The 8,633-nt window shown below is 36.8% G+C and carries 8 protein-coding genes; 1 reads left to right on the top strand and 7 read right to left on the bottom strand.

What is annotated here, in order from left to right; translation table 11 throughout:
- Window positions 1–166 precede the first annotated feature (166 nt).
- The 5 genes from ACOVQ4_RS01015 to ACOVQ4_RS00995 all read right to left on the bottom strand — a co-directional run bounded on the left by ACOVQ4_RS01015 (window position 167) and on the right by ACOVQ4_RS00995 (window position 5,488).
- Window positions 167–1,522, bottom strand: coding sequence for an MATE family efflux transporter (locus ACOVQ4_RS01015; protein WP_421818815.1), 1,356 nt, complete (start codon window positions 1,520–1,522; stop codon window positions 167–169).
- A gap of 111 nt (window positions 1,523–1,633) precedes the next feature.
- A complete protein-coding gene (locus ACOVQ4_RS01010) occupies window positions 1,634–2,338 on the bottom strand; it encodes a hypothetical protein (protein ID WP_421818814.1) in 705 nt (234 codons plus the stop codon).
- Between the two features lie 447 nt (window positions 2,339–2,785).
- Window positions 2,786–3,694 carry a carbohydrate kinase family protein gene (locus ACOVQ4_RS01005; protein WP_421818813.1) on the bottom strand — a complete coding sequence of 303 codons (909 nt, stop codon included), beginning with the start codon at window positions 3,692–3,694 and terminating at the stop codon, window positions 2,786–2,788.
- Window positions 3,695–3,744: 50 nt separating this feature from the next.
- The gene (locus tag ACOVQ4_RS01000) at window positions 3,745–4,155 is read right to left on the bottom strand and encodes a VOC family protein (protein WP_421818812.1); all 411 of its coding nucleotides are present in this window, start codon (window positions 4,153–4,155) and stop codon (window positions 3,745–3,747) included.
- Window positions 4,156–4,177: 22 nt separating this feature from the next.
- Window positions 4,178–5,488, bottom strand: coding sequence for a sugar porter family MFS transporter (locus tag ACOVQ4_RS00995; protein WP_421818811.1), 1,311 nt, complete (start codon window positions 5,486–5,488; stop codon window positions 4,178–4,180).
- A 260-nt stretch (window positions 5,489–5,748) separates the two neighbouring features.
- On the opposite strand from ACOVQ4_RS00995, the gene ACOVQ4_RS00990 reads away from it, so the two are divergent.
- Window positions 5,749–6,816, top strand: a complete 1,068-nt coding sequence (locus ACOVQ4_RS00990) for a hypothetical protein (protein ID WP_421818810.1) — start codon at window positions 5,749–5,751, stop codon at window positions 6,814–6,816.
- A gap of 437 nt (window positions 6,817–7,253) precedes the next feature.
- Here ACOVQ4_RS00990 and ACOVQ4_RS00985 read toward each other — a convergent pair whose 3' ends face one another.
- Entirely contained in the window at window positions 7,254–7,628 is a 375-nt protein-coding gene (locus ACOVQ4_RS00985) for a hypothetical protein (protein WP_421818809.1), read from the bottom strand.
- Window positions 7,629–8,165: 537 nt separating this feature from the next.
- Entirely contained in the window at window positions 8,166–8,525 is a 360-nt protein-coding gene (locus ACOVQ4_RS00980; protein WP_421818808.1) for a hypothetical protein, read from the bottom strand.
- Between the last annotated feature and the right edge of the window lie 108 nt (window positions 8,526–8,633).

The raw sequence follows: 8,633 nt of genomic DNA, 5'->3' as shown, positions 1-8,633 counted from the left end.
TTGAGTAAAAAGTCGAATCACCTGAATCACAATTTCTCATTTTGTCCAGTAATCAGGCTAAATAACTCAATTTAGAAGCAAAGCATTGCGTCTCTTCTAGTAAAACTCAACTAATAATCAAAAATCACTCATTCAATATTCGCTAAATTAAAAGATACCTCATATTTTAATGCCACAGCTTATTGGCTTTTACATAAAACCTCCAACTTAATAAAGAGGCTGAAACAAATAAGCTAGAAGTAAGTCCAATCCAAATACCGATATGTTTTAATTCTAACACAAAACCCAGAAAATAGCACATCGGTAAACCTACTACCCAATATGCAATGAAGGTAATGACCGTTGGCACATTAACATCGGCTATTCCTCGCAGTATACCTACACTAACCGCTTGTACTCCATCGAATAACTGAAATATTCCACCCCAAATGATTAATTCGGCCGCGAGCACTGTCACTTGTTGATCTTTGACATAACTTGCCAAAAAATCATTGAAAAGTAAAAAAATCACACTACAAGTTCCCATAAAGAAAAGACCCAAGAGTAGGGCAGAAGTTCCTGCATCCAAAATGGCTTTCCTGTTTTTTTCGCCCATTCCTGAGCCTACTCGGATACCTCCAGCAGCCCCAATACCCGTAGCTGCCATGAAGGTCATAGATACAAAACCTATGGCGACTTGGTGGGCAGCCTTATGTGGTAAACTTATCCAACCCATCATGACAACAGCCCCATAGAATGCAGCTACCTCGCTAAATCCCTGAAATCCACTAGGAATACCCAATTTCATGATGTTGATAGACAGGGTTTTGATTGAATCGACTTTGTCTGAAATTTCTACCAAATATGGTTTAAATAAACTTGATTTGTAGGTGTATCCGACAATCGCAATAGCCATATAAGTTCTGGAAATCAAGGTGGCGTAACCAGCTCCATTCAAGCCAAAGGCAGGGATTTGTCCCCAGCCATTTATTAGTATCTGATTGAGTATTACGTTCATAATCAACGCACTAATCGTAATATGCATAGCTACCTTAGTGTGAGAAAGTCCATCTGTAAAACTTTTTACGGCCGAAAAAAGAAACGATGGAAATATAGATGCCGTAATAATCCATAGATATGCTTGAGTAGGTGCCTTGATTTCAATTGGTTGTTTCAGAAGTTCTATATTGAGTCCAAAAAGAACAATCAGAAGAGCACAAACGCAGCTCATAATAAATGAAACAAGGATGCTTGCTCTTAATAATTGATGACATTCTTCAGGTTTGTCGGCAGATTGCGCTGAGGAAACTAGTGGAGCCACAACTTGTAAGCATATATATCCAATGATGGCGATATTTATGAAAATACCATTGGCATCGGCGGCGGCAGCTAAGGCCTGAACAGAGCCTTGTGCCATACGACCCACTTGTACCGTATCGGCAAAACCCATCAGCATTACACCTACTTGTGCTGTGATTATGGGCAATGCAAGGTTGACTGTAGCTTGAAAATCAGATTTATAACGATTGAAGAATGTATTCAAGAGATTGTTTGGTTTTGTTGTTGATAAAATTCGGAAGGCAAAATTACAAAAAAATAACCTCACACTCGGTGAGGTTACAAAGAGTTTTCTTCAGGTAGTTACCAAGCTCAACTAATGAAGTAAATCGTCAAGGTGAAGTATGTTTCTTTTTTCATAAATCTCAACAAATTGCCTAAATTGGAAATAGCCGTATTTAAAAGGGTCTTTTGAAATCTCTTCATAGTTATTATTAAAAAAAATTAGAGGATTTTCGCCTTTCGGAACTGGGTTTGACAGTTGTTTAGTGAATTTTAAGGCATACTGATAGCATTTTTCTAACTCTTTGCCATAGCCTGCTTCCTGCCAGTAAGCCATAGCAATCTGATTGGCCAAATATTCGCCTTCGTAGAAATCCAAATTCTTTCGATTGGCTTTTTTTGTTAAATAAAAATCCGTTCCGTGTCCTAATTCATGAATGATATAAAAGCCATTAAAAAATAGACCAAACATTTCTTCTCCTTTACTTTTACTCTTATTGAGTTCTGTAAAAAAGGCTTTTTGTGGTTCAATTACCTGCAACCAAAGGGGTAAATTGATGGTAGACAGTTCATGATCCCAATAGACTAAATAGGGACTTGTGTTTAAAATAGCTTTAGCTTTTGGCAAAATATTGCCTAATTTTTGAGCAATTCTGATTTGATATTTGAGTCTAACCACATTAGCATCTCTTACCAATAAGGTTGAATCTGTATAGCGATGAAACAGCCCATTTTGAGAAAATGACAGACTGTAAGTTACGCAAAGAAGGAACAGCGATAAGAATATATGTTTTTTCATTAAGGAAAGCTGGGTTTATAGTTCAATTTTAGTAAAGTTAAACCTTTAGCTCGTGTAATAGGTCTCGAAAGGTTTTAATTGAGTTTATGGCTTATAAAATCCGAAAATGTAAAGCTATTAATTAAAAAGCCGTAGGAAACAAGGCTTCCTACGGCATATTTGAAAGGGGATAGATAGTTATAAAATTTTTGTTTTATGGGAAATGGGCAGTCAAAACTGACTGCCTTTTCCTTTATCATATTTATATAAATGGTTAATGCGACAAAGTAAAATAGGGACTTTAGTGACAAATTGTGCGGCTTTGTTTAAAGTCCCCAAAGGAGTTGAACTCCGTATTTTGTTGTACTCAGATAATATCCTTTAAGGCACTAGGGTTTAGGCATTAGGGGATAGTTTGTTTAAGTTGCTAAAAACTAAGTAAATAGAGTGTGGCTTTTCTTTTCTTCCTTAACCCATCACTCCCTCAATATCAGCCTCAGTAATAGCAGGGTTGGCTCCGCTGTGCGATGCTACTAGTGCACCAATGGCACAGGCAAAATTTAGTGCATATTCAGATGGTTTTCCTTCGAGAATATTCTTTAAGAAACCTGCTAAAAATGAATCACCACTACCTATGGTATCCGCTACAACTACTTGGTATCCTGCTTGTTGGTAAAAATGTTTTTTACCATCGTTCTCTAATCTTAATAAGACAGCGCCGTCGCCGCCTTTGGTTACAATCAGGGTATTGAGTTTAAACTTTTGACTAATTTCACGCAACTGGTTTTCTTCATCGCCTTCTATTCCGTACCATTTTGCAACGATTTTTAGCTCATCTTCATTGAGTTTTACGATATCTGCATATTGAAAAAACTCTTCAATCATACCTTGAGAATAATGTGGAGGACGGAGATTGATGTCAAACACCTTCAAAACATTTGATTCTTCTGGCAAATTTTTTAGAATACTCAATAATGTTTGATAGGAAGTGTTATCCCGACTGGCCAAAGTACCAAATACTAGGGCAGAAGCCTCATTTACCAGTTGCTGAACAGATTCATTGGTCTGAATGAAATCCCAAGCTACAGGGTGGACAATGGTGTAAGTTGCCTCATTTTTGTCCGATAATTGAACCTTTACCCAACCTGTAGATTGTGTATCGTCTTCTTGAATCCACTCAGTAGTACAATTTTTACTTTCGAGAAAAGCTTTAATTTCTGTTCCTAATTCATCCTTACCGATACGACTAATCATTTTGGCAGGAATTCCTAAGTTCTGCAAATGTGTTGCCACATTCATGGGTGCTCCTCCAGGAAGTTTGCCACTTGGAAGCATATCCCACAAAACTTCACCAAAACAGCAGATATATTGTTGCATTTTCTGAATGATTAAATCGTTTTTGTTTTTATTCTTAAATTTATCGGAACCTATAAAATCTGATTAAATTCCAAGCGTTCACCATCTGGGCCTTTGATATTGAAATACTTACAACCATTTTTCCAAAAAGGCAAAAAAACAGGTGCTTCTTCCAGAATTTCATATCCACCTGCTTTGAGTGTGGCAAAAGTCTGGTCTATATCTTCCACATCAAAGGCAATATGGTCGATATTACCGTCTTTTCTGCTAGCAATTTCGGGCAAAACTGTTGCTGGAAATTGATATATCTCAATCACAATTTCACCACTTTTCATCATAGCAACTTTCCCTTTTCCTGCTGGGTGCTCGAATGAAGAGCTCATGACATTTTCAAAACCTAAACTTTGATAAAATGCCTCTGATTTTTCAATATTGGTGACAGGGATACCAATATGTTGTATTTTTTTTAGAACTAATGACATAGTGAAGTCGCGTCTTGTTGTGTTAATGAATCAATCTCTTTTGCAAATCTTCGAGCGAAACACCTTTGGTTTCGGGCATCATTTTCCAAACATAAATCAATTGGAAAACCATCATAGCACTAAAGAATGCGAAGATAGGGCCACCACCCAATTGGTCGGCAAAGAAAGGAAAGAAGTTGGCAATCAAGGCTGCGAATACCCAGTGTGTCAATGAACCAAACGCCATACCCGAAGCGCGAACCGAATTAGGGAAAATTTCGGAAATGAATACCCAAATCACAGAACCTTGACCGATGGCATGTGCGCCAATAAAAGCAAACACATAGTACGGAACATACGCATAAGATTCATTATAAAAAGCCATTGCAATCAATGCCAATGAAACAATATAGCCTATCGAACCAATATACATCAACACACGACGACCGTAGCGATCAATCAAATACCAACCAATAATAGTAAAAATCAGGTTGAATACCCCAATTCCTGAGGTCGATAACAAGGCACTTTCTTTTCCTAGTCCTGTCATTTCAAAAATGCGAGGTGCGTAATATATTACTGCATTGATGCCCGAAGCCTGATTGAAGAAAGAGAATAAAAATGCCAATAGGAGTGGGAAAAAGTATTTTTTTGAGAAAAGTTTATCTGTGCTGCTCGATGCCTCTTGTTTGGCCGATACCATGATTTCGTTGACTGCTCCTGTGACATTTTCTTCTGTAATTGCCAAAACTTCTCTTGCTTTTGCTTCGTCACCTTTGTAAAGCAATAGCCATCTTGGAGTCTCTGGCGTAAATAGCATCAAAACAGAGAATAGTAAGGATGGAAAAGCCACAACCCCCAACATCCAGCGCCATGCATCGGGGCCACCTTGCAATAGGTAGTTTGATACGTATGCGATTAGAATACCAAAAACAATGTTTGCTTGGAATGAAATCACCATACGACCACGGTATTTTGGTGGAGAAATTTCGGAAATATATACAGGCGCTACCACAGATGACGCTCCAATACTCAAACCTCCAATAAACCTGAAGACCATGAACATATTTACTCCTGAAGCAATGGCTGCACCAACCGACGATAAGAAAAACAAGATACCAATCCACAAGAGTGTGTTTTTTCGTCCATATTTGTCAGCAGGAATACCTCCAAAAGCGGCTCCTATGACGGTTCCGTACAAGGCAATGGCAACTGCCAAACCATGTGTCCAACTATCGAGATTCCATAACTTTTGAATTTCGAGCTCAGCACCTGAGATGACAGCCGTATCAAGTCCGAATAGGAAGCCTCCCAAACCCACTGTGATTGACCAAAGTATCAGTTTATTATTCATCGATTATTTTTTTAGAGATTGAAGTATCCTTAGTAGTAAAACATTTATCGGAATCATTATTAAACCCTATCTTCTTTTCTGCCCAAAGCTCAATGCCAATTCCTGATAGCTGTTTTGGTATTTATCAAAGAATGAATGCAAAAATAGAAAGGCGTTTGTTTAATTAATTATTTGTTTTATTCTATTTTTAGTAAGAATGTTTTGAATATATTGTACTATTTTTGTAACAAATCGGAACAATTTGGAACAGTCTGAAATAGATGAACATAGAGAAAAACGTTTGCGAAAAATTATACGCAGAAGTAAAAACTAAACTTCAACAAGAACTTACTAAAAGAGGGAAAACGTTTCGGGGCTCTGAAACACATATCTGGAAAATGACCGAACCCAAACTTGAAAAAACCTATTTCCAATTAGTTCTGGAAGAAAATACAGGATTGAGTTTTTCGGCAACTTTTAACAATATGTACCTCTGGCGAAAAATGAATGAGGTTCAAACCAAAAAGGTAGTCAACTTTCAAGAGGATTATCTGGTAATGTTCCTGAAGTTTTTGGGATATGAAACACCGCAGGACTATTTAGACCAGTTTTCGATGAATCTGCTTGACTTTTTTGGAATTAAAAAGGAAAGTAAAATTTGGATGATTCAAGCCATATTTGATGCCAAAGACCAACAAAATCCAAGCGGTTTGTTTGAAGGAAAATCACCAAGAAGCGATGAACAAACCGTGGATTCGAGAGATACCGAATGCTTGCTTGAAATTATAGACCTTTTTCATGAAAGTAATTATATTTTGCCCAAAAGGTATTATGACCAAGACTTAGTAAAATTAGAGCATGGTCAATATTTTTTGAAAGAAGCCGACGCCGCATGGGACAAAGTAGATTGTATTTTTGCTATTGGTTTTTACTCCAATTACTTTGTGAAATGGGCACTGCAGCAAGAATTAGGGGCTTTTATCGAATTTGATGAAGATAAAACTCGATTTAGAATTAGATATTATAATCAGCTTTTGGAACAACTACTCTGGAGTGATTACTACGAAAGTAACGCTTCTTTTGATGTTGGTTTTTTGGTCAAAGTTCCCGTTCAGATAGCTAACAATCGCACGATTTCGGCCTATTTTATTTCGGGTATCGAAAATAAATCTACTCGCTCAATGACGAGTTACCTTTGCCAAAATTGGAAGGCTATCGCCGACAAGTATGACCTTGAACAGAACCTGCCAATTGGCAATTCTCCCTTTGTGATGGTATTTAAAGTAAATAAATCCAATTTGAGAGAATTGTATTGTCAACAGGTAGTGAGAATTGGCGCTAAGCTATAAACTTTGGGCTGTCGGCCATGGGCATAAGGTAAAAACATTGTTTTTCCTTTCTATCAAGACCGAATCTGTCTTTAAGATTTTTTGTAGATCTATTTTTATCTGCTTTAATTGATTGGTTTTACTCTTACAATAAATACTTACCTGGCCCGAGATTTGTTGGGGTGTATATCCAATTTTCAAATCCAAATGATAATAACCTACATCAATTTGTTCGTCGGGACTGGCATTGTTTGCCATTAGTCGTGCTTGCTTGAGAGTTCTATTCCAAGTTTGAATTTTAGCAAAAGAACAATCATGCTTTTGTCCAAACGCATTTGAAAATGAGCTCAGAACCAAGCCCAAAATCAATTAAAGCAATGTCAACTTCATGGGTTTTTTAAGGTAAAGTGCCACAAATTTATCCATATCAAGATTGAACACTAGGCATAGACCTTGGATTATTTTTCGTACAATACACTGATTGCTTGAGCTGTTTTGACAAAGTTTTCGTAATTGTATGCCTCTAAATCATTCGTGGTCGTAGCGTTGCTATATAGGGTTTTGAGGTTTGTGCCGCTGCAATTAAATATATACTCATTGTAGGTTGTTATACTTGGACTTACCACGCCAATATAGTATGTACCCTTGTATAAGTAGGATACCACCTGTATTGGAGACTTCAATTGGGGTAGCAAGGCATTCAACCATGGTAATTCTTTGACCGCATCTTCCTTAAAGCAGGTGTTTTCAGGCAAGGCCGTTGTTTCTTCACCCGTACAAGAACTCATTGTAACCAGAAGGGAGAGACCCATTAAGCGTAGGTAATTTTTCATTGAATAGAATGATGTTTTCATTAAAAAAAACAAAGATAGGCATTTTGCAGGTAAGAAAAATTACCAAAAAATGACCAAATGAATTTTGAAATGAGTTTTAAGTAAATGAACAAACTTGGATTTTTAGGCAACAAGCAACAGGCACAAGGCAAATAGTGTTAAAATGATTTTAAACAACCACAGACATACATTTTTCCCAAAGCCCAAAGCATAATCTTGAACTTTATTTTGCCCACTAACGTAAAACTGAGTCAATAATAAAAATCATCTAATTACTGGACAAAACAAGAAAGTGAGATTGAGGTATATAGCCTTTTTCACTGATTTTTTAAAACAGTTTTAAACTGTTAGAAAATTAGTCCAAGACTAAGTCTTGAACTAAAGAACTTACTTTTGTCCAGTAATCAGAACTCATCTACTAATAAGTACCAACTTCTTACTACTTAGATACCTAGATTGTTCTAGCAATCTTAGGTACATTAAGAAATGAGAAGTTAAAATCGTATGGTTTGATTTAAGGGTACGTAAAAGGTTTTCTCAATAATTTCCTTTCAAAAGAACTTCTATGGTACGAACCTCTGCCATAAACTGGTTATAGCCTATGTTGAGTTTGCTAATACTGTCGCCATTACAGTTATAAATATACGAGGCTGGTGATGATACAGAAGGATTGAGCAAACCTATAAAGTACTGATTTTTGTACACATATAGAATTACCTCCAATGAACCACTTTTAGGCTTTTGAAAGTCTGTAACCACATTTTTGAGCCATGGTAGTTCGGCAATTGCATCTTTTTGAAAGCACGGATTGGTGGGTAAGGCGTTGGAGGTGTCTTCGGTACAAGCATTCATTGAAAAAATGAGGAGTAAACTTGCTAAGCGTAGGTAGTTTTTCATAGTGTAAATTTTAAGTTTAAATTGATGTGAATATACATTAAATTATAAATAATTGAAAATTAAAGGGTTGGTTTTGTTGGTGTTGGCTCCTGAGCTCTAGGTATTTGC

It is taken from the genome of Flectobacillus sp. (assembly GCF_049240685.1).
GTDB lineage: Bacteria > Bacteroidota > Bacteroidia > Cytophagales > Spirosomataceae > Flectobacillus.
The sequence above is the reverse complement of the archived record's forward strand: the minus strand, read 5'-3'. Positions and strand labels throughout refer to the sequence as shown.